This is a genomic window from Agrobacterium rubi TR3 = NBRC 13261 (assembly GCF_000739935.1).
Classification (GTDB): Bacteria; Pseudomonadota; Alphaproteobacteria; order Rhizobiales; family Rhizobiaceae; genus Agrobacterium; species Agrobacterium rubi.
The window spans coordinates 108533-130370 of sequence record NZ_BBJU01000003.1 but is presented as its reverse complement, the minus strand read 5'-3'; the positions used below and the strand labels follow the sequence as shown (position 1 = coordinate 130370).

The 21838-nt window shown below is 57.5% G+C and carries 21 protein-coding genes; 3 read left to right on the top strand and 18 right to left on the bottom strand.

Annotated elements, in window-relative coordinates; translation table 11 throughout:
- The first annotated feature begins 301 nt into the window (after window positions 1-301).
- Both RRU01S_RS01970 and RRU01S_RS01965 read left to right on the top strand, forming a co-directional pair.
- Window positions 302-1483, top strand: coding sequence for an efflux RND transporter periplasmic adaptor subunit (locus RRU01S_RS01970; RefSeq protein WP_045228560.1), 1182 nt, complete (start codon window positions 302-304; stop codon window positions 1481-1483).
- 13 nt (window positions 1484-1496) lie between these two features.
- Complete coding sequence (locus RRU01S_RS01965; protein WP_045228559.1) at window positions 1497-4823, top strand: efflux RND transporter permease subunit; 3327 nt, start codon at window positions 1497-1499, stop codon at window positions 4821-4823.
- Window positions 4824-4953: 130 nt separating this feature from the next.
- Here the strand turns inward: RRU01S_RS01965 and ureG are convergent, their stop codons facing one another.
- From ureG to RRU01S_RS01875, 18 genes are all read right to left on the bottom strand, one after another.
- Window positions 4954-5565, bottom strand: coding sequence for an urease accessory protein UreG (gene ureG / locus RRU01S_RS01960; RefSeq protein WP_045228558.1), 612 nt, complete (start codon window positions 5563-5565; stop codon window positions 4954-4956).
- 24 nt (window positions 5566-5589) lie between these two features.
- Window positions 5590-6261 (bottom strand): urease accessory protein UreF, encoded by a 672-nt coding sequence (locus tag RRU01S_RS01955; protein WP_174447680.1) that lies wholly within the window; start codon window positions 6259-6261, stop codon window positions 5590-5592.
- 3 nt (window positions 6262-6264) lie between these two features.
- A complete protein-coding gene (gene ureE, locus RRU01S_RS01950) occupies window positions 6265-6744 on the bottom strand; it encodes an urease accessory protein UreE (RefSeq protein WP_045228556.1) in 480 nt (159 codons plus the stop codon).
- Between the two features lie 120 nt (window positions 6745-6864).
- On the bottom strand, window positions 6865-7656 hold the full coding sequence (locus RRU01S_RS01945) for a GGDEF domain-containing protein (protein WP_165572197.1): 792 nt from the start codon (window positions 7654-7656) through the stop codon (window positions 6865-6867).
- 423 nt (window positions 7657-8079) lie between these two features.
- Window positions 8080-9789, bottom strand: coding sequence for an urease subunit alpha (ureC, locus tag RRU01S_RS01940; protein ID WP_045228555.1), 1710 nt, complete (start codon window positions 9787-9789; stop codon window positions 8080-8082).
- A gap of 48 nt (window positions 9790-9837) precedes the next feature.
- Entirely contained in the window at window positions 9838-10200 is a 363-nt protein-coding gene (locus tag RRU01S_RS01935; protein WP_234936039.1) for a lysozyme inhibitor LprI family protein, read from the bottom strand.
- A 74-nt stretch (window positions 10201-10274) separates the two neighbouring features.
- Window positions 10275-10580: an urease subunit beta gene (locus tag RRU01S_RS01930; RefSeq protein WP_045228554.1), complete on the bottom strand. Its 306-nt coding sequence runs from the start codon at window positions 10578-10580 to the stop codon at window positions 10275-10277.
- 16 nt (window positions 10581-10596) lie between these two features.
- The gene (locus tag RRU01S_RS01925; RefSeq protein WP_045228553.1) at window positions 10597-10854 is read right to left on the bottom strand and encodes a DUF1272 domain-containing protein; all 258 of its coding nucleotides are present in this window, start codon (window positions 10852-10854) and stop codon (window positions 10597-10599) included.
- Between the two features lie 11 nt (window positions 10855-10865).
- Window positions 10866-11168 (bottom strand): urease subunit gamma, encoded by a 303-nt coding sequence (locus RRU01S_RS01920; protein WP_045228552.1) that lies wholly within the window; start codon window positions 11166-11168, stop codon window positions 10866-10868.
- 77 nt (window positions 11169-11245) lie between these two features.
- The gene (locus RRU01S_RS01915; protein WP_045228551.1) at window positions 11246-12073 is read right to left on the bottom strand and encodes an urease accessory protein UreD; all 828 of its coding nucleotides are present in this window, start codon (window positions 12071-12073) and stop codon (window positions 11246-11248) included.
- Entirely contained in the window at window positions 12004-13224 is a 1221-nt protein-coding gene (locus RRU01S_RS01910) for a CE1 family esterase (protein ID WP_045228751.1), read from the bottom strand. Before RRU01S_RS01910 ends, RRU01S_RS01915 begins: the two co-directional genes overlap by 70 nt.
- Window positions 13225-13477: 253 nt before the next feature.
- Window positions 13478-14173 (bottom strand): urea ABC transporter ATP-binding subunit UrtE, encoded by a 696-nt coding sequence (gene urtE, locus RRU01S_RS01905; RefSeq protein ID WP_045228550.1) that lies wholly within the window; start codon window positions 14171-14173, stop codon window positions 13478-13480.
- Window positions 14174-14186: 13 nt separating this feature from the next.
- Entirely contained in the window at window positions 14187-14705 is a 519-nt protein-coding gene (locus RRU01S_RS01900; protein WP_045228549.1) for a hypothetical protein, read from the bottom strand.
- A gap of 76 nt (window positions 14706-14781) precedes the next feature.
- Window positions 14782-15543: an urea ABC transporter ATP-binding protein UrtD gene (gene urtD, locus RRU01S_RS01895; RefSeq protein ID WP_045228548.1), complete on the bottom strand. Its 762-nt coding sequence runs from the start codon at window positions 15541-15543 to the stop codon at window positions 14782-14784.
- 5 nt (window positions 15544-15548) lie between these two features.
- Entirely contained in the window at window positions 15549-16700 is a 1152-nt protein-coding gene (urtC, locus tag RRU01S_RS01890; protein ID WP_045228547.1) for an urea ABC transporter permease subunit UrtC, read from the bottom strand.
- Entirely contained in the window at window positions 16697-18313 is a 1617-nt protein-coding gene (gene urtB, locus RRU01S_RS01885) for an urea ABC transporter permease subunit UrtB (RefSeq protein ID WP_045228546.1), read from the bottom strand. The genes urtC and urtB overlap by 4 nt, the downstream gene beginning before the upstream one ends.
- A gap of 279 nt (window positions 18314-18592) precedes the next feature.
- Window positions 18593-19882: an urea ABC transporter substrate-binding protein gene (urtA, locus tag RRU01S_RS01880; RefSeq protein ID WP_045228545.1), complete on the bottom strand. Its 1290-nt coding sequence runs from the start codon at window positions 19880-19882 to the stop codon at window positions 18593-18595.
- A gap of 191 nt (window positions 19883-20073) precedes the next feature.
- Window positions 20074-20256 carry a DUF2735 domain-containing protein gene (locus tag RRU01S_RS01875; protein ID WP_234936007.1) on the bottom strand — a complete coding sequence of 61 codons (183 nt, stop codon included), beginning with the start codon at window positions 20254-20256 and terminating at the stop codon, window positions 20074-20076.
- A 502-nt stretch (window positions 20257-20758) separates the two neighbouring features.
- Here RRU01S_RS01875 and RRU01S_RS01870 point away from each other — a divergent pair.
- The gene (locus tag RRU01S_RS01870; protein ID WP_045228543.1) at window positions 20759-21793 is read left to right on the top strand and encodes a glutamine synthetase beta-grasp domain-containing protein; all 1035 of its coding nucleotides are present in this window, start codon (window positions 20759-20761) and stop codon (window positions 21791-21793) included.
- The last annotated feature ends 45 nt before the right edge of the window (window positions 21794-21838 follow it).

Genomic DNA, 21838 nt, shown 5'->3' with positions numbered 1-21838 from the left:
CGGGCGCGTTTACGACCGAAATCACGGACGCTGAGCTTAAATAGGCAGTAACATCCGGGGCGCGCAGCCTCGCGCGCCCTCGAGTTGCAGACGCTTCACATCCATATCAAGTGAAATTCAGAAATCTATGCCCGCTCCACGGGTCAGACGGATTGAATTCGCCCCCGTGACGAATTACAGTCCGCCGCGAGGCGAGGGCAGGCATTGTCGCCCCAATTTCTTGCATTCATCATCGCAGGACCTTCAAAGGCACGATTTGTGCGCGATGACCCTGCGATGCGACCTTGGAACGGACAGGCATATGCATCGCAGCACAGTTTCAACCCGGTTTTCGCTTCTGATGGTTTCGGCTTTGCTCGTGCCCAGTTTGGCAGGCGCTCAAGGTGGAGCAGACCGCAAGAACTTGCCCTCCATCGTCGTCAGCGAAGCAACCAAGCGCGATCTCGTGGACCGCGTCGTGGCAACCGGCACGCTGAAGCCAGTCGATGAGATTTACGTGCAGCCTTTGGTGGATGGTCTGTCCGTCGACAAGTTGAACGTCGACATTGGCGACAAGGTCGAGGCCGGTGCGTCGCTCGCCGAATTGTCGAAGGACAGCCTCATTCTGCAAAAAAGTCAGCTTCAGGCTAACCGGGCCAAAGCTGAGGCCACCGTCGCACAAAGCAGGGCGCAGGTCATCGAGGCGCAAGCCAATTACGATGACGCCGTGCGCCAGCGTGACCGGGCAGACCGTCTCGGCAAATCCGGCTCAGGCTCGGTATCGCAGGTGGAACAGACCGCTGCCGCCGCAGATGTCGCCCAGGCACGCCTTCAGGCCTCCAGACAAAATGTCACGGTCGGTGAGGCGGAGATAAAAGTCGTGGATGCGCAGATCGAGGATATCGATCTGAAACTGTCACGCACCAGCGTTAAAACACCGGTCGCCGGCATCGTGTCGGCCAGGAATGCCCGCGTCGGTGCCATTGCCAGCGGCAGCGGCGATCCGCTGTTTACCGTCATCAAGGATAACGCGATCGAACTCGTTGCCGATCTTTCCGAAACCGATATCCAGAAGGTTCAGACTGGACAAAGAGCGATCATCACGGTCGCTGGCGGTCGCAACAAGATCGAAGGCAAGGTGCGGCTGGTGTCACCCACGGTCGATGCCACCACCCGGCTTGGCTCCGTGCATATCCTTTTGCCCGCCGACAGCCCTGCCCGCGCCGGCATGTATGGCAGCGCAGAAGTCGTCATCGCATCGGCCAACGCGCTGGCGCTACCGCTGTCTGCCGTCACCTCCGGCCGTGACGGATCGAGCACGCGGCGGGTGGAAGATGGCATCGTCCGGCAGGTTGCCGTCGAGATCGGCATACAGGACAAAGGCTTCGTCGAAATCAAAAGCGGAATTTCCGCAGGCGACATGGTCGTTGAAAAAGCAGGCGCATTCGTGCGCGATGGTGACAAGATCAACCCGGTTCCAGCTGACGCCGCAGCATCGAACTGACTGAGGAAACACCATGAACTTTTCCGCATGGTCCATCCGCAACCCGATTGCGCCACTGCTGTGCTTTGTGCTTTTGATGTTTCTGGGCGTCAAGGCGTTCTACGATCTTCCGATCACGCGTTTCCCCAATATCGACGTGCCGGTGGTGGCAATCACCGTCACCCAAAGCGGCGCCTCGCCCTCCGAGCTTGAGGCACAGGTCACCAAGGAAGTCGAAGACGCGGTTGCCTCCATCAGCGGAATCGATGAGATCCAGTCGACGGTGACCGACGGTCAGTCGCTGACGACGGTGTTGTTCCGCATCGAAAAGCCGACCGAAGAAGCGGTTCAGGACACCAAGGACGCCATCGACAAGATTCGCAGCGAGTTGCCCTCGGATATCGAGGAGCCGGTTGTCAGCAAGATCGACGTCGAGGGACAGGCGATCCAGACCTTTGCCGTCTCGTCACCCAACATGACGCTGGAAGAGCTCTCCTGGTTTGTGGATGACACGATCAAGCGGGCGCTTCAGGGTCAGGCGGGCGTTGGCAAGATCGACCGTTACGGCGGTGCGGACCGCGAAGTGCGCGTATCGCTCAACCCGGCCAAACTGGATGCCTATGGCATTACCGCGGCCGACGTGAACGAACAGCTGCGTGGCACCAATATCGACCTCGGCTCCGGTCGTGGACAGGTGGCGGGCAACGAACAGACCATTCGCACGCTGGGTGATGCCCGTGATGTGGCCCAGCTTTCCAACACCACCATTGCGCTGTCCAGCGGCCGTTTCGTTACATTGTCGGAACTCGGCACCATCACCGATACCTATGAGGAGCCAAAGTCCTTCTCACGCTTCAACGGCAATCCGGGCGTGACCTTCGCCGTTTTCCGCTCCAAGGGTGCCAGCGAAGTGTCGGTTGCGGAAACCGTCGCGCAAAATCTGGACAAGGTGCGTGCAGACCACCCGAACGTCTCGATCGAAATGGTGGATGACTCGGTCTATTTCACCTATGGCAACTATGAGGCCGCCCTTCACACGCTGGTGGAAGGCTCCATCCTCGCCGTCATCGTCGTGTTGCTGTTCCTGCGCAATTGGCGCGCGACCTTGATTGCTGCCGTGGCGCTTCCCTTGTCGGCCATCCCCACCTTCTGGGTCATGGATGTCTTGGGCTTTTCGCTCAATCTCGTCAGCTTCCTCGCCCTGACGCTGGCCACCGGTATTCTGGTGGACGATGCCATCGTGGAGGTGGAGAATATCTCCCGCCACATAAAGATGGGCAAATCGCCCTATCGCGCCTCGCTGGAAGCTGCCGACGAAATCGGGCTTGCGGTGATCGCGACCAGTTTCACCATCATCGCGGTTTTCGTGCCGGTCTCCTTCATGCCTGGTGTGCCGGGCCAATACTTCATCCAGTTCGGCCTCACAGTCGCCTTTTCGGTGTTCTTCTCGCTCATGGTCGCGCGTCTCATCACCCCGTTGATGGCCGCCTACCTCATGCGTTCCGACGACGCCGTCGATGACCATCACGACAATGACGGCTGGTTGATGAAGGCCTATACGCAGATGGTGAGCGCAACCACGAGCAGATGGTGGGCGCGTTATCTGACACTCATCGGGGCCATCGGCTTCCTAGTCGGCTCGATCGTGCTTCTGAGCGGCGTGCCCGGCAGCTTCCTGCCGCCGGATGACGCCTCGCGCGTCGTGCTCTCCGTCGAACTTCCGCCCAATGCAACGCTGGAAGAAACCGACGCGACGACCTCAAAGATCAATGAGGCGATCCGCGACATCAATGGCGTGGAAAGCATCTTCATCCTAGGTGGCGCATCGCCAAAGGGTGATCTGGAATTGCGGCGCGCAACGGTGCGCGTCATTCTCCAGCATATCGACCACTCCCTGCTGAAAACGCTGGTCAATGACGGATTGGGCTCCATTCCGCTGATTGGCCAATATCTCCCCAAAGTGCAGGACAATGGCAGAACGCGCCCGCAATGGGATGTGGAGCGGGATATTTTCGCCAAGGTGAACACAATTCCGGATGTGCGCATCATCAAACTCAATGACCGCGGCGAACGGGAACTGAGCTTCAACTTCCTGTCCTCGAGCGAAGAGGATTTGCAAAAGGCGGTCAGCACGCTGGAATCGCATCTGCGCGCCTCGCCTATCCTGGCCAATGTCAGCTCGGAAGGTGCGCTTCCACGCCCCGAACTACAAATCCGCCCGCGCAAGGATGAGATCGCTCGCCTCGGCATCACGCCGCAGCAGATATCGCAGACCGTGCGTGTCGCCACCATCGGTGATATTGATGCACAACTGACAAAGATTTCGCTGGATGACAGGCAAATCCCCATTCGCGTACAGGCATCGCTGGATGTCCGACGCGACCTGGCCTCTATCCGCGCGCTGAAAATCAAGACGGCGGCAGGTGCCACGGTTCCGCTCTATAGCGTGGCCGATATCGACTATTCGGAAGGTCCAAGCTCCATCAAGCGCAACGACCGCAACCGCGTGGTGTCCATCGGCTCCGATGTTCCCTTCGGCACGGCGCTGGATACGTCCTCTGCCGAGTTCAGGCGCATCGTTGCAGAAACGCAATTGCCGCCAACCGTGCGTCTTGCCGAAAGCGGTGACGCCAAGGTGCAGGGCGAAATGCTGCGCGGCTTCACCAATGCCATGTTGCTCGGCCTGCTTTTGGTGCTGGTCGTTCTCATCCTGCTATTCAAGGATGTCATCCAGCCCTTCACCATTCTGCTGTCGCTACCACTGGCCATCGGTGGTGTCGCGGTGGCGCTCATCATCACCAACAACGCGCTCTCCATGCCCGTTCTCATCGGCATCCTGATGCTGATGGGTATCGTGACCAAGAACGCCATTCTGCTGGTGGATTTCGCCATCGAAATGCGCCGCCACGGCATGGAGCGGGTTCATGCCATGGTGGAAGCCGGTCGCAAGCGCGCGCGTCCCATCATCATGACCTCGATTGCCATGTCGGCGGGCATGCTGCCGTCGGCGCTGGGCGTTGGCGAAGGCGGCTCGTTCCGCTCGCCCATGGCCATCGCTGTGATCGGCGGCATCATCGTCTCGACGGTCCTGTCTCTGGTCGTCGTCCCAGCCTTCTTCCTCATCATGGACGACCTGTCGATGCTCCTCGCCCACCTCTTCGGCCGTTTCATTGGCAAGAAGGAAGAGGAGCATCCGGTTCTCTCCAATGAGGAACTGTCGGAAGCAGCGCGTACCAATCAGGACGCCGTATCGGGCCTTGAAGAGCGCCTGGCAAACATCGAGCAGAAAAACGGAACGAGCCCAAAAAATACCGGCAATTCCAGTAATGTCCTGCGCCTGCCACCACTCGCCGCAGAATAAAGCCACAGCAGCACATCAAAAACGCCGGGCATTGCCCGGCGTTTTTGTGTGACCAAGTCAGAATCGAACGACCTGATCGAGAGGAAAGTCGTTGAAACAGCGATGATCCCGTTTCAGCGCCTGTCGAGCCTTACAGACCACCGTGCTGTTTCAGGAAGCCGACGATATTATCCACGCCCTCGCCCCGCTTCATATCGGTGAAGACGAAAGGCATATCCTTGCGCATGCGCGTGGCGTCACTGTCCATCACACCGAGATCGGCACCGACATAAGGCGCCAAATCCTTTTTGTTGATGACGAGCAGGTCTGAACGGGTGATGCCCGGCCCCCCTTTGCGCGGAATTTCCTCACCCTGACAAACCGAGATCACATAGATAGTGATATCGGCAAGATCGGGCGAAAAGGTCGCAGCCAGATTGTCACCGCCCGATTCGATGAAGACAATGTCGAGATCGGGGAAGCGCTCGTTGAGACCGGCAATCGCCTGGAGATTGATGGTCGCATCCTCACGGATGGCGGTATGCGGGCAACCACCCGTCTCCACGCCGACGATCCGCTCCGACGGCAGCGCCTGCATGCGCACCAGCGCTTCGGCATCTTCCTTGGTGTAGATATCGTTGGTGACGACGGCGACCGAATAATCCGCACTCATCGCCTTGCAGAGTTTCTCCGTCAGAGCCGTTTTACCAGAGCCGACAGGTCCGCCAATGCCGACCCGGAGCGGGCCATTTCCCGATTTCATATTACGTCCTTCCAAATCCAGTCTTTATGAACGAAAAAGCCGTGTTTCCTGAATTTCATGGCGCATCGACGCCGTGTCCGCAAGGATGGTAGCGGATCCCAGATCATCCAAGGTCGAAGACACCGCGCGATTGGCAACGGAGGCGATATCGGCCTCCAGATGCGCGAGGATCGAGACACCATCCTTTTGCCCGGCAACGCCGAGACGGATGCCGGCAGAGACAAACTGCGACACGCCGGAATGCAGATAGGCGGCCAAGGCATCTTCAAGTGCGATATAATGCGCCGCAGCTATGGCACCCACCGCAACGGGATAAGGTGTCGCTTTTGCCAGGCGCCTGAACACATCATGCGGCCATGCGGCAGCGGCATCCACGAAGGCGTCGCCCAGCAAAACCGTTTCACGATAGCGTTCCGCCGACCCGGCCAAAGCCTGCCCCAATTCGGCCAACGTAGCCAGTTCACCGCGATCTTCATGGCATCGCCACGCCTGCGCCAGCAGCACCGCATCGTTCCACAACGTTCCCCGCTGCAACAGCAGGCCGATCCAGTTTCGAAGATCGGTGGCGTTTGAGAGGCGCCGGTCGTTCACTGCACTTTCCAGCCCGCCGGAATAGGAAAATGCACCGACGGGAAAAGCCGGCGACATCCACGCTAGCAACCTTAGCAACGCATCGACGCTACGGTTCATCACGATCGGTCAATCATGACTGTGATTATGATGATCATGGCCGTGCGAATGGCCACCATGGGCATGATAGGCACCACGCGCGGGCTGGAACGGCTCTTCCACATCGCGCACCGTAGCCCCCAGACCCTCCAACATGGCGCGGATGACGTGGTCCCGGAGGATCAGAATACGGCCCTCTTCGATCTGCGCTGCAAGGTGGCGGTTGCCCAGATGCCAGGCAAGTTCGATCAGGTGAAGCGTGTTCCTGGCCGTCACTTCGAACAGCTTCTCGTCGGCTGCACGCACCTCAACAAGATCCCCATTTTCGATGACCAGCAAATCACCATGCGCAAACAGCACGGGCTCCTTCAGATCGAGCATGACCATCTCGTCATTCTGGAGGTGCAGCAACTTGCGGCGAAGATGCCTCTGGTCATGGGCCAGTGTGACATAACCCGTGGGCTCGTCACCGGGTGTGCCAGCGGGAAGATAGGATTGTACGCGCAGCATGAGCTCATCCAGATTTGGTTTCAATCGGCATCGAAACCTGAAGGATGCGGTCCGCGAATGCAAGCACTTGTGATGAAAAGCAGTGGGGACGGCTAGAAATAAACGTCTGCAATCAACAAACTAGGATGCGACCAGCAAGGTCGCTTTCAGGTCTTCCACGGCCTGCGCGATGGGCAGATCGCTCTCGTGGCGAACGCAATTGCGCCCGGATGCCTTGGCCAGATAAAGCGCCTTGTCGGCTGCCGAAAACGTATCGTGTTTGGAGCGTGACGGATCGATATCGGCGATGCCGACGGAAACAGTCGTCTGCACCTGATGGGAATTGAAGCTTATCGTCAGGCACGACACGCGAATGCGGGCAAGCTCGATCAAGGTCAACCGGTCCTTGATCTGGCCGCCGCGAACGATGACAGCGAACTCCTCCCCGCCTAGTCTCGCCACGCAATGAAACTCTCCAAAAACGTCGGCGATGGCAGCAGCAGCTTTCTTGATGACGACGTCCCCTGCCGCATGGCCATAGCTGTCATTGATTCGCTTGAAGCGATCCAGGTCGAAAATGGCGAGCGAGGCATCATCGAGCACCTCTTCGAAACATTGGTTGAAAGCACGGCGGTTGGCAAGCCCGGACAGCGTATCGGTCTTGCTCAGCCGCTCGAATTCCGCATGGGACTGGTGCAACTTGCCAATCGCCTTGGAAAGAACGCCACACAATATCCCGGTGACGATGCCACCGACGATCCACGCCATAACGACGCTGTAAGCCAGCGCCTCATAGAGCGGCAGCGGCAAGAGATCAAAAAACGCGCCCACGGAAATCGCAGCGGTGCTGACAATGACGGACAGGATAATGGAGATGAAAACCATCTTGACGACAAAATGACGAAGATTTTGGCCTTCGCGGGCCTCGCTCAAACTCATTTCCAATGAAATAAATTTTTTCAAACGGTCCGTCATCACACCTCCCCTTGCACGACTTAATCGATAACCCTCAGAAGTTGGCTGAAAGTAAAGTGATTGTATAAATTTTTAGCTACCATAGGTATATTTTAAAATTACTTTCGACAGTAAATATCCGCTTAATTTTGGCCCTCGCTAAACGATGCCAGAAGGCTGCATCCCTTTGAATAGAGGGGCAACAGCCAAACAGTGATCGCGAAATTCAGCACATGCCACTGTTACTTAAACGCGAATTTACACTTTTTAAAAAAATAGGCTGACGCATGCAACCTGCGGCAATCATTAACGATTTGACGGTCGCTTATGGGAAGAGAATGCTGTTATATAGCAATGAGAGCCCGCTTATCTGCGGGCTCAGTCATCCCTTACACATCCAGTCTAAAACAGGAAATAGCGCTGCGCCATCGGCAAGACCGAGGCCGGTTCACACGTCAGAAGCTCGCCATCGGCCCTCACCTCGTATGTCTCGGGATCGACCTCGATATGCGGCGTCAGCGAATTGTGGATCATTGACGCCTTAGAGATACCGCCGCGAACGTTTCGCACAGCCAAAAGCTTTTTGGCAACGCCGAGGCGCTGCACCAATCCGGCATCCAGCGAAGCCTGCGACACGAAGGTAACGGAAGAATTCGTGCGTAGTTTGCCGTAAGCGGCAAACATGGGCCGGTAATGCATCGGCTGGGGGGTCGGGATGGAGGCGTTGGGATCACCCATCGGTGCCGCGGCAATCGAACCGCCCATCAACACCATTTCCGGTTTCACGCCAAAGAACGCCGGGTTCCACAGCACCAGATCGGCCCGCTTGCCGACTTCGATGGAGCCGATCTCGTGAGAAATACCGTGAGCGATGGCCGGGTTGATTGTGTATTTGGCGATGTAGCGGCGAACGCGGAAATTATCGTTCTCGCCCTTCTCCTCCTTCAAACGACCGCGCTGGCGCTTCATCTTATCCGCCGTCTGCCACGTGCGAATGGCGACCTCGCCCACACGGCCCATGGCCTGGCTGTCGGAGGAGATGATCGAGAAGGCGCCGATGTCGTGCAGAATGTCCTCTGCCGCGATGGTTTCCTTGCGGATGCGGCTTTCGGCGAAGGCGATGTCTTCCGGTATCGACGGCGACAAGTGGTGGCAGACCATCAGCATATCCAGATGTTCCGCCAGCGTGTTGATCGTATAGGGCCGCGTCGGATTGGTGGATGACGGGATGACGTTGGGATTGCCGCAAATCTTGATGATGTCAGGCGCATGGCCACCGCCCGCACCTTCCGTGTGGAAGGCGTGGATGGTGCGTCCGTTGATGGCGGCAATCGTGTCTTCCACGAAGCCGCTTTCGTTCAGCGTATCGGTGTGGATCATGACCTGCACGTCGAATTCGTCGGCGACTGTCAGGCAGTTGTCGATAGCCGCTGGCGTCGTACCCCAATCTTCGTGAAGTTTCAGCGACGACGCACCGGCGAGGATCATTTCCTCCAGCGGCTTGGGCAGCGAGGCGTTGCCCTTGCCCGCAAGCGCAAGGTTCATAGGAAAACCGTCGAAGCTTTCGATCATGCGTTCGATGTGCCACGCCCCGGTGCAGGTGGTGGCAAGCGTGCCATGGGCGGGGCCGGAACCGCCGCCCAGCATGCAGGTGATGCCGCTCATCAAGGCTTCTTCGATCTGCTGGGGACAGATGAAATGGATATGCGCGTCCATGCCACCCGCCGTGAGGATTTTGCCCTCACCGGCAATGGCTTCCGTTGAGGGACCGACGATGATCGTCACGCCCGGCTGCGTATCGGGATTACCCGCCTTGCCGATGGCGTGAATGCGCCCATCTTTCAAGCCGACATCAGCCTTGTAGATGCCACTGTGATCGACGATGACGACATTGGTGATGACGGTATCAACCGCGCCCTCAGCCCGCGTGGCCTGGCTTTGCCCCATGCCATCACGAATGACCTTGCCGCCGCCGAATTTCACCTCTTCGCCGTAGGTGGTGAAATCCTTCTCGATCTCGATGAAGAGTTCGGTATCGGCAAGACGCACCTTATCGCCCACCGTGGGGCCGAACATGCTGGCATAGGCTGCGCGGGAAATCTTGTAAGGCATGGAATTCAGGCTCCTGGGAAGGCGGAGAAAACAAAAGCGGCGATCACATCAAAATCCGTCAGCAAGAGTGCGAAGCTCTTCGGCGCGTTTCGTGCTCATATCGGCAAGGCAGGAGGAAACGAGCATGGGCTCCATGGTGCCGCCACGCGCCTGAAAGCCTGCCGTTTCGCAATTGGCATCACGAAACGAAACCCATGCGCGTTGCGCGGCAACCAGCGCATCGACCGCGCCCTTGCTATCATCGTCAGCGGCCTTGTCCCAGGCGCTCATCTTCTTGCGAATCTGCTGATAGGCCGCATTCAAATCCTTGTCAGCCGTTTCATATTCAATCGCCGCGCAGGCATTCATATCCGCCTGCGTCGTCGGCGAGTCACAATCCGGCTCTTCCTGCGCAACCGCCCGGTCGACCATGAAGCTAGAGGGCAACGCTGCCAAGGCGAGCAAAAAGCTGAGTGACAGACGGCGCAACGACGTGGCGACCATCATCACAGCTTTCCCATGACGAGTTTGCGGAAGCCGTAGACTTCCCGCTTACCCGAAAGCGGCACCAAAGTAACCTCGCGCTTCTGCCCAGGCTCGAAACGAACCGCGGTTCCCGCAGGGATATCCAGACGCATGCCGTGCACCTTCTCGCGCTCGAAATCGAGAGCCGCATTGGTTTCGGCAAAATGATAATGGCTGCCAACCTGAACAGGCCGGTCGCCCGTATTGGAAACCTCGATGGTAACAGTCGGCTGACCGACGTTCAGTTCGATCTCGCCCCCTGCCGTAATGACTTCACCTGGGATCATGGTTTTAGCTCCATCCTTACGCGGCTTTAACGGGTGCGCAGCCTTCGGCTTTCAAAACACGGATCGTCGAGGCTGGATTGTTCACCAGCTTGCCCGCCGGGCGCACGGGACGCCGCACCAACTCTCCACCGCAATTGGGGCAGATGCCCGCCAACGTGTTGGTGGCGCAATCCTTGCAATAGGTGCATTCGAACGAACACATCATCGCATCGAGACTATCGGGGGCTAAATCCCTGTCACAGCATTCGCAGTTGGGGCGAAGTTCCAGCGCCATATGCTGATCCTTTAGCGTATTGGTTCGTGCACGGTCACCAGCTTGGTGCCATCGGGGAAGGTTGCTTCCACCTGCACGTCGTGGATCATTTCGGCGATGCCTTCCATGACCTGATCGCGGGTGATGACATGCGCACCGGCTTCCATCAGCTCCGACACGGCGCGGCCATCGCGCGCGCCTTCCACGACGAAATCGGTAATCAGGGCAATGGCTTCGGGATAATTCAGCTTGACGCCCCGCTCCAGACGCCGACGCGCCACCATGGCAGCCATGGAAATCAGAAGCTTGTCTTTTTCTCTGGGGGTGAGGTTCATGGTCGTCCCGTTTCTAGAGCGCCATGCGTTTTTTTAGAACGCATAAAGGACGCTCGAACTCTTAACTAATTCGCGCATCAGAGATTCCAGACTTTCGGCACTGGCGCACCATTTCGCAAGAGCGAAATAATCGGAAACAGCATTTTTCTCAGGGTGAAACCATCCTGCGCCGAAAGACGCACGACGAGCTTTCCCGCCCAGGCGCTGGCGCCGCCGGAAAACCCGGCAATAGCCCGGATTTTAGGCAATAGTGCTTCGCTGAGAGGGCCGATGTAAATCAGGGTGGCGAAAGCAACCTGCCCGGAAAGGACAGGGGACGTACGGGTCAGTTCGGCGATATTCCCGTCCAGCCGCAATTCTTCCGCATGAACCAGCTTGCCGCCGTGGCGAATGCGCCAGCGGTCTCGAAACAGCCCCTCCTCCATCATCTCGCCCATGGCCTGGCGACCGAGCAAAACAGCTTCGACAGCGATGAATTCGGCGGAAGCATCGATATCCGCTTCCAGCCTGCGGGTGAGCGAAGCGCGATCAAAAAGGATGGTTTCCTGTGGCAGCCAGTGAAGTCTGGCGTTGGGCCCGGCGGTGACGCGGGCGGTGACTGTCGTCGTGCCGGAGGCGGCTTTGTAGACCTTTTCGCAGGCCTGCGTGGACACCACGAGCGATGTGCCCGCACCGGCCACCGCTTGCCATTCCATCTCGTCGCCGCCGGTCAAACCGCCGGAGGAATTGATGAGAACGGCTTCCATTTCGTTGGAAAACGTTTCGGGCAACCGGATTTTGGCGCAGCCTTCCTGAAACAATTCGTCCAGACGGCTGCGCCCATTCAGCGCTTTGGTTACAATGCGTCCTCGGCCACGGGCGCGCTGCGGACGGGGTTCAGGGATGCTTTGCTGGTCTGGCTGCACGTCGTCTCCGAAGCTTTGGCGGATGCGGAAGCGGGAACCGCTTTCACAGAGCAATCCGTCTTCGCCGTCGCGTCGACAACCATCTGCCCTTCCGTATTCTGGAAGAAGTCCCACATTCTCTCAGCGGCATCAACCTGCCGAATGATTTCAGTCGGCATTTTACGGTCCACGGCCTGCTGAACCTTACCGGCGGTTTCACTGACGGGCTTGCGAATAACGGCTGCAGCGGATGCGACCATGTCCGCCTTCATCGTCGCGCGCGGCCAGGCATGGTCCCAGGCATCGATGACGTAGGAGTGGATGCGCGCGCCGCTTTTGCAGACATCGTAGGAGTTCAAAGTAAAGCTGTCGGTGGATTTGCTTTTGACTGCACCCTTGCAGCCATCGATTTCAGCCCAGCGCTTCAACGCAGTCTCGCCGCTGTACTGCCAATAGGGTTTGCCACCACCCTGATAGGGGTTGGCAGGGTCCTTCAAACCAGCAAAAGCAACGATGGAGAGCGGCTTTGCCGGCGTGCAGCTTTTAGCGTCCGGTGCCCACTTGCCCTGATTTTCCATCGGCAGGCCCGCGCGCAAAGATGCGACGAAACCGGCAGCTGCAAAATCATTGCTGCCACCACACAGATATTGCGACAACATGCGCCCGCCACCGGAATAACCGGAGCCATAGAACCGGGCTTCATCCACGCAGAGCTTGGATTTGACCATGGTGATGGCGTCGCGGATAAAGCCGGGCTCATCCAACCCGCCTTCGCGTTTGGTCACGCCGGGAACGTTCCATGCATTCGTGCCCGGCAGTTCGCCGCTAAGGCTACCCTGAAGCGCCACGACAATAACGCCCTCGCGCTCGCCGACTTTATCCCAGCCGCTGCGGTCGAGTTGTCCGTTCGGATTGCTGTTGCTGCCATGGAAATCGAACACTACAGGCATTTTTTTGCTTCCATCGTAAGACGACGGAACAAAATAAACGCCGGCGCGTTTAGAGCCCTCAGACATGAGAGAAAACGCATGTCTTCCCGGTTGCATTGTCTGCCCGCAGCTCGAAGCCAAAGCTACGGCGTTCGTTATTGTGAGAATGGCAAAGCCCGCGACCAAAACGCGAGCAGGACGGACAAACCGGAGCAACCGGCCAGCAGCAGTCGTAAAATTCATCGGCACGCCTTTATTGGCACAGTTCCCCGACAGTATGCCGGAAAATACGTGGAATGTAAGGGATCGACGGGAGCGGCATGCAGATGGCCTAGCCATTGTGTCTTGCATGCAGCAGTTTCGCAGCCAATAACACACGTTTTTAGTCAATGAAACGCTAAAATTACGCATGATTGCTATGCAGACGTGCATAGCGGTCACATTCATGTCATGCCTTTATTGGTCCGTGAACGCAAATTTCGCAAAAAACCGCGGTCTATACTGTCAGGTGACGTCTGGCTTCCGGCGTATCCAGCGTTTCAGCTGTTCCCTCATGAACAATCTCGCCGCGATCCATGATATAGACGTAATCCGCAAGCTCCCGGCAGAAGTCCAGATACTGTTCCACGAGCAGGATCGCCATGCCGGTCGAATCCCGCAGATATTTGATCGCCCGGCCGATATCCTTGATGATGGATGGCTGAATGCCTTCGGTCGGCTCGTCCAGCACCAGGATTTTGGGACGTGTTACCAGCGCACGCCCAATGGCAAGCTGTTGTTGCTGCCCGCCGGACAGGTCACCCCCGCGTCGCGACAGCATGGATTGCAGCACCGGAAACAGGCTGAAAATGTCGTCAGGAATAAACCGCTCCTTGCGCGGCAGCGGCGCATAGCCCGATTGCAGGTTCTCCTGCACGGTCAACAACGGAAAAATCTCCCGGCCCTGCGGCACATAGCCGACCCCGCGCTTGGCGCGTTGGTGCGGGGCAAGCCCGTTGAGGCTTTCCCCGCCAAAGCTGATCGTGCCGCCGCTGAGCGGATGCTGGCCGGTCACGGCCCGCAGCAGCGAGCTCTTGCCTACGCCGTTGCGCCCCAGAACGCAGGTGATCTTGCCCATTTCCGCATTGAGCGAAATACCCCGCAGGGCTTGCGCCGCGCCGTAATGGAGATTGATGTTGTCGACGCTTAGCATTCATCCACCTGTTCTAGTTCAGCAAGGTTCGCCTTAAAGCCTGCAAGGCAAGGTCCTGTTCGCTGGTCTTTTCGCCACCCACCTGGGCGACCTCATCGGCAATATCGATCAGTTGAAGCCGTTCATCCACATCCAGCGCGTTTGCCCAGATATCGCGGAAACGGCGAATGGGATCTTCAGGATTGACGACATTCTTCGAAGCCCATTCTCCAAAGACGATCACTTCTTCCATGTCCTTTGACGCGATGATGGTTTTCATCCTGTCTCGAACAACCAGTTTTGCCGCTTCTACATGCATCGGCTTTTCATTGGCGAGACACATAAAGAAGGCAACGGCAGCGATGGCTGGATCACGGATGGAGGCAATCGGTGCGATCTCGGCCTTCTTGCGAAATGACCGGCGCTTATAGGCCCCGCGCATTTTCTCAACAGTATCGATGATTTCGCTACCCGCTTCCCGCATCATCTTCAGCCGCCAATACCAAACCGCCGCACCGCCAATTGCCATCACAAAAAGTCCGATCAACGCCATGAAATCAACTCCAGATTTTAAATTTCAGGATTTAAATCCGGTTCTCATTGCAGGCGCAAGTAGGACCCTTCTCTTTCTACCGCCCCAGATAGTTCTCGATTACCTTCGGATCGCTCGACACGAAATCGATCGACCCTTCGGCCAGCACCGATCCTTCGGCCAGACACGTCACCTTGACGCCAAGCTCGCGGATGAAGCCCATGTCGTGTTCCACCACCACCACGGATCGGGTCTTGGCGATTTCCTTCAGCAGCACCGCCGTCTCAGCCGTTTCCGCGTCGGTCATACCCGCCACCGGTTCATCGACCAGCAGCAGTTTCGGTTCCTGTGCCAGCAGCATGCCAATTTCCAGCCATTGCTTTTGCCCGTGAGAAAGATTGGCGGCGAGATCGTTGCGGCGAGAACCGAGGCGGACGGTCGAAAGGATTTCTTCGATACGCGCCTTGTCCTCTTCCGTCAGCTGATAGAATAGCGTGGCGAAAACGCCGCGTTTGCGGTTCAGCGCCAGCTCCAGATTGTCCCAGACCGTGTGGCTTTCGAACACGGTCGGTTTCTGAAATTTGCGGCCGATGCCAAGCTGCGCGATATCCGCCTCGTCCTTCTTGGTGAGGTCTATGCTATCTTCGAACAACACAGTACCACTGTCGGGCCGCGTCTTGCCGGTAATGATATCCATCATCGTCGTTTTGCCAGCACCGTTGGGGCCGATGATGGCGCGCAGTTCGCCCGGCTCGACGACAAACGACAACGAGTTCAGCGCCCGGAAGCCATCGAACGACACGGACACGCCATCCAGATAGAGCAGGCTTTTCGTTCTGTTTTCGGCAATCGTGTTCATAGCCGTTACTCCGCAGCCTGTTGCGCCGTTTTGGCAGTTTCGTTGGAGGCCACCTGCCGCTTTTCACGCCGTCCGGTTCGATACTGCTGGATGCTGCCGACAATGCCCTTGGGGAAGAACAGCGTGACGGCGATGAACAGCCCGCCCAGCGCAAACAGCCAGAATTCAGGGAATGCGCCGGTGAAGTAGCTCTTGCCACCGTTGACCAGTATTGCGCCCAGGATCGGCCCGATCAGCGTGCCGCGACCACCGACAGCCGTCCAGACGACGACCTCGATGGAGTTGGCAGGCGCAAACTCGCCGGGGTTGATGATGCCCACCTGCGGCACGAAAAGCGCACCGGCAATACCGGCCATCATCGCAGACACGACGAAGGTGAAGAGCTTGATATTCTCCACCCGGAAACCGAGAAACCGCACCCGGCTTTCGGAATCACGCACCCCCACCAGCACTTTGCCAAACTTGGAGTTGACGATGCCGGATGCGATCAGCAGGCACAGCGCCAGCATGATCGCCGTCATGGCAAACAGCACGGCACGGGTACCATCGGCCTGAACGGAAAAGCCGAGGATGTCCTTGAAGTCCGTCAGGCCGTTATTGCCGCCAAAGCCCATATCGTTGCGGAAAAAGGCGAGCAGCAGCGCATAGGTCATCGCCTGCGTGATGATGGAGAGATAGACGCCGTTGACGCGTGAGCGGAAGGCAAACCAGCCGAAGACGAAGGCGAGCACGCCGGGCACGACCAGCACCATCAGCATGGCGAACCAGAACATATCGAAGCCATGCCAGAACCATGGCAGTTCTTTCCAGTTCAGAAAGACCATGAAATCAGGCAAAATGGGATGACCATAGGTGCCGCGCGTGCCGATCTGGCGCATCAGATACATGCCCATGGCATAGCCCCCGAGCGCGAAGAAGGCCGCGTGCCCGAGCGAGAGAATGCCGCAGTAACCCCACACGAGATCGAGCGCCAGCGCCAGAATGGCATAGGCCAGATATTTGCCCAGCATCGACATGATGTAGGTGGGGATGCGAAACGCGCTGTCTGCCGGAAGCAGCAGGTTGGACGCGGGCACGAGGATCGCGATGGCTAAAATGATGCCGATGGCGATAAGAATCCGGCGGTCGAGCGCCCGAAGGAGGAAGCCGGTAATCATGCTTCTATGGCCCTTCCCTTGAGTGCGAAGAGCCCGCGAGGCCGCTTCTGGATGAACAGGATGATGAGAACGAGAACGAGGATTTTGCCGAGAACCGCACCGACGGTGGGTTCAAGAAATTTGTTGAGAACACCCAGCGTCAGCGCACCGACGAAGGTGCCCCAGAGATTACCGACCCCGCCGAACACCACGACCATGAAACTGTCGATGATGTAGGACTGGCCGAGATTTGGGGAGACGTTATCGATCTGGCTCAGCGCAACACCGGCCAGCCCGGCCACACCGGAGCCCAGCGCGAAGGTAAAGGCATCAACCCAGGGTGTTCGAATGCCCATGGACGAGGCCATACGCCGGTTCTGCGTCACGGCCCGCATTTGCAGGCCGAAAGCCGAGCGCTTCAAGAGAAGCAGAAGGGCGAAGAACACCGACAGCGAGAAGCAGACGATCCAGACGCGGTTCCAGGTGAAGTTCAGATAGCCGACGCTGAAGGAACCGGACATCCAGCTGGGATTGCCCACCTCGCGATTGGTCGACCCGAAAATGGAGCGCACGCCCTGCTGCAACATCAGCGAAATGCCCCAAGTTGCCAGCAATGTTTCCAGCGGGCGACCATAGAGAAAGCGGATCACCCCGCGCTCCATGATCAGGCCGACAGCACCCGTAACGAGGAAAGCCACCGGCAGCGCAATCGTCAGCGACCAATCGAACAAAGCGGGATAATTACTGCGGATCACGTCCTGCACCATGAAGGTGGAGTAAGCCCCGATCATCACCATTTCGCCATGCGCCATGTTGATGATGCCCATCACGCCGAAGGTAATGGCAAGGCCGATGGCCGCCAGAAGCAAAACGGAGCCGAGCGACAGGCCGTACCAGATATTCTGTGCGGCATCCCAAAGTGCTAAAGTGGCTTCGATATGGGAGATCGCGGCATCGACATCGGGTTTCAGACTGGCATCGGTCACGGGTGCCGCTGCCATCAGGATGCTGATTGCGCCACGTCCTCCCAAGCTCTTGATGGTCTCGATCGCGGCGCGTTTTTCCTCGATGGAGCGATCGGACGCCAGCACAGAAACGGCGCGTGCCTCTTCCATACGGGTGCGCACTTGGCCGTCCGTTTCCTTGGCCAGCGCTGTTTCCAAAAGTTGCAGATTTTCCGCGCTCGGTGTTTTCAACACCGCATCGGCAGCAGAAAGTCGAACGGATTTGTTAGGGCTCAGCAGCGTCAATCCGCCAAGCGCTCCGCGAATGACACGACGAAGATTGTTGTTGACCCTGATCTTGGTGACGGCAGCCTTCGGGGCTTCACCGGCACTCTCACCGGTCAGCGGATCGATCAACGTGAAATTGGCGCCGGCGGGCTTCGTCATGAAAACGAGATTGTCGGATTTGCGAACGTAGAGATCGCCCTCGGCATAAGCCCCGAGTGCGGGAACCAGACGCGGATCGCCCGTGGCGGCAAGCTGCCCCACCAACGTCTCGGCCTGCTTGAAATCTGCGGTGCCCAGTGCATCGATCAGAGGTTTGGGATCAGTTTGCTGGGCAAAGGATGGAGCCGCGATGCCGAGCGTCAGCCATAGGAACATGGCTCTAAGAAGAAATCGGATCGTCATCTCAGCTCCTCAATATACGATGCGTCGGTGCGTTTGATTGAGCACCGTGGGTGTGGCTGCCCCCTCCGCCCTGCCGGGCATCTCCCCCTCAAGGGGGGAGATCGACTCGCTGAGACCTCTTGGCCATCTTAAACGTCAAGACTTAAGCGATGGGCGTGCGCCTAGCCGATCTCCCCACCTGAGGGGGAGATGCCCGGCAGGGCAGAGGGGGGTAATTCTGGCTCAGTTTCGGCTAACATGAGTGCGCACAGGTTTTGCACACACTCACGTATTGCCTAATCACATGCCCTTGCCGCCGCACTTACCCGTGGCGACGTTGAAGTTGCCGCACGACATCGGCTTGCGCCAATCGGAGATGAGGTTCTTTGAGTCCGGCAGGTAGTCCGACCATTCGTCGCCCACGACCTGCGCCGTCTGCTGCACGATTTCGAACTGGCCGTCCGACTGGATCTCACCGATCAGCACCGGCTTGGTGATGTGGTGGTTCGGCATGACTGTGGAGTAGCCGCCCGAGAGGTTCGGGACGGAGACACCGATGATCGAGTCCAGCACCTTGTCGGTTTCCGTCGTGCCGGCAGCTTCGACGGCCTTCACCCAGGCGTTGAAGCCGATATAGGCGGCTTCCATCGGGTCGTTCGTCACGCGCTTGTCGTTCTTGGTGAAGGCATGCCATGTCTTGATGAACTCGGCATTGACCGGAGCATCGACGGACTGGAAGTAGTTCCAGGCAGCAAGGTGGCCAACCAGCGGGCCGGTGTCGAGACCGGCAAGCTCTTCTTCACCGACAGAGAAGGCGACGACTGGAATGTCTTCGGCCTTTACGCCCTGGTTTGCCAGTTCCTTGTAGAAGGGCACGTTGGCGTCACCGTTGATGGTGGAAACGACGGCGGTCTTCTTGCCAGCCGAGCCGAACTTCTTGATATCGGAGACGATGGTCTGCCAATCGGAATGGCCGAATGGAGTGTAGTTGACCATGATGTCTTCAGGCTTCACGCCCTTGGATTCCAGATAGGCCTTGAGGATTTTGTTGGTTGTCTGTGGGTAGACATAGTCCGTACCCGCCAGAACCCAGCGCTCGACGCCTTCGGTGTTGGCCAGATAATCGACGGCAGGAATGGCCTGTTGATTGGGAGCGGCACCGGTGTAGAAAATGTTGCGAGAGGATTCTTCACCCTCATATTGCACGGGGTAGAAGAGGATGGAATTCAGCTCTTCAAACACCGGCAAAACCGACTTGCGCGAGGACGAGGTCCAGCAACCGAAAACGGCAGCGACCTTATCCTGGCTAATCAGCTGACGGGCTTTTTCAGCAAAGAGCGGCCAGTCGGATGCGGGATCGACAACGACAGCTTCGAGCTTCTTGCCGAGAACGCCACCCTTCTTGTTCTGCTCGTCGATGAGCATCAACATGGCGTCTTTGAGTGTCGTTTCGGAAATCGCCATCGTGCCGGACAGCGAATGCAGCACGCCGATCTTGATTGTATCGTCAGCGGCGAAAGCGCCGTGGAATGCGGTGGTGGATAAAATGGCACCGAGCAAAGCGCCGGTCAGCATCTTCTTGAAAGTCATCGGAAGGACCCCTCTCCTGTTCAGCCTCTTTGGGCTCAGCGGTTATTTTACCGCTGCTGGAGGGGACTATCGGTCTGGCTTCCGCAAAACCGTATACGTCAATTGACGTAGGTGGGGTGGCTAAAGAGGAACATTTGCCCGACCCTCCCGGCGCGCGTCATGGGCGCCGAGACATACGGAAGCTTAAGGGCTCAGTTGTGTGGCTTGTCGATGTCGGAATTTTCCAGGATCGCTTCCTGATGATACCAGCTGTCGAAGTCGATGAACGTCTTGGGCGCTACCACCGACGGACCCTTCAAAATAGCGTCGTTGCGCAGTCCTTTGAAACCTGCACGGCCACCGACGGGAAACTGGTAGATTGTGGCGCTTTCCATATGTGGCTCGTTTCTCATGACATTCACTCTCTCGTTGAATACCCGGCATTGTTGCTTCACTTGAAATATACTCTCAAAAAAGCTGAAAAGCACCCCTTCTGATTAAAAAAATATCACAAAGCCTAAAAAATAGGCATTCTATATTCAGCCAAGTCTAAAGAACAGTCTTTATGCAGATATTGACTCAAACCGCCGAATTTCTGCGGGAAATTTGAGCCGGCACATCAAAATGGCATCATTTTTGACCAAAAATAGCGTCTGCCCCTGCAAAAGCATCGGAAATGGCACAGTTTTCCAAATTCTGACATTTGGCTCTTCGCTGATTTTTCGCCTTCAAGAATCAGTTTACGTCGAAAAAATGAAGAGGGCCTTATCTCCACGGCGAAACTGGCACGGCGCATGCTTCTATAAAGGCAGCACTTGAAAGCGGGAACGGTTAGAAAACGGTTTTGCTCGCAGAAGGATATCAAGGCTTCGCATCTTAACCTATGAGAGGTTCGTAATGACTAAGTTCAAACTCGAGTACATCTGGCTGGATGGTTACAAGCCGGTAGCAAACCTACGCGGCAAGACGCAGATCAAGGAATTCGACGAGTTCCCGACACTCGAGCAACTTCCGCTCTGGGGCTTTGACGGCTCCTCCACCATGCAGGCCGAAGGCCACAGCTCGGATTGCGTTCTGAAGCCCGTCGCAATCTATCCCGACCCAGCCCGCACCAACGGCGCACTCGTCATGTGTGAAGTCATGATGCCGGATGGCGTTACACCACACGCTTCCAACAGCCGCGCAACCATCCTTGACGACGAAGGCGCATGGTTCGGCTTCGAGCAGGAATACTTCTTCTACGAAGACGGTCGTCCGCTCGGCTTCCCTGAGCAGGGTTACCCCGCTCCACAGGGTCCATATTACACAGGCGTCGGCTACAAGAACGTCGGCTCCATCGCCCGTGAAATCGTTGAAGAGCACCTCGACCTCTGCCTCGAAGCCGGTATCAACCACGAAGGCATCAACGCCGAAGTGGCCAAGGGTCAGTGGGAGTTCCAGGTGTTCGGCAAGGGCTCAAAGAGCGCGGCCGACCAGATCTGGATCGCTCGCTACCTGCTTCTTCGCCTGTGCGAAAAGTACGGCATCGACGTCGAATTCCACTGCAAGCCGCTCGGCGATACCGACTGGAACGGCTCCGGCATGCACTGCAACTTCTCCACCAAGTTCATGCGTGAAGTTGGCGGCAAGGAGTATTTCGAAGCGCTCATGGGTGCGTTCGAAAAGAACTGGAAAGAGCACATCGACGTTTACGGCCCGGACAACCATCTGCGCCTGACTGGCAAGCACGAAACAGCGCCATGGAACAAGTTCTCCTACGGCATTGCTGACCGTGGCGCATCGATCCGCGTTCCGCACTCCTTCGTCAACAACGGCTACAAGGGTTACCTTGAAGACCGTCGTCCGAACTCCCAGGGCTGCCCATACCAGATCGCGTCCGTCGTTTTGAAGACGATCGCAGAAGTGCCGCTCGCAAAGTCGGCTGCTGCCTAATATTTGAAAATGGCGTCGCTCTATCCGGGCGACGCCATTTTTCCG